At 44.3% G+C, this 203-nt stretch carries 1 tRNA gene; it reads left to right on the forward strand.

Annotated features, from left to right (window positions below):
* Window positions 1-31 precede the first annotated feature (31 nt).
* Window positions 32-104 (forward strand) — tRNA-Ala (locus tag ASU35_RS07215).
* The last annotated feature ends 99 nt before the right edge of the window (window positions 105-203 follow it).

Raw genomic sequence — 203 nt, forward strand, 5'->3', positions numbered from 1 at the left:
ATTACAGAACTAAAGGACGAAAGCCCTTTATGGGGGTATAGCTCAGTTGGGAGAGCACCTGCCTTGCAAGCAGGGGGTCACGAGTTCGAATCTCGTTATCTCCATTCGGTGAGAAATCACCGTAGAAGCTGACTAACAGCTTCAATGGTACCTTGAAAACTACACATTGCAAAACGAGTTAATCATAGAAGATATGATTAGCC

Origin of the sequence: Acetivibrio ethanolgignens (assembly GCF_001461035.1) — a bacterium.
Taxonomy (GTDB): Bacteria; Bacillota; Clostridia; order Lachnospirales; family Lachnospiraceae; genus Velocimicrobium; species Velocimicrobium ethanolgignens.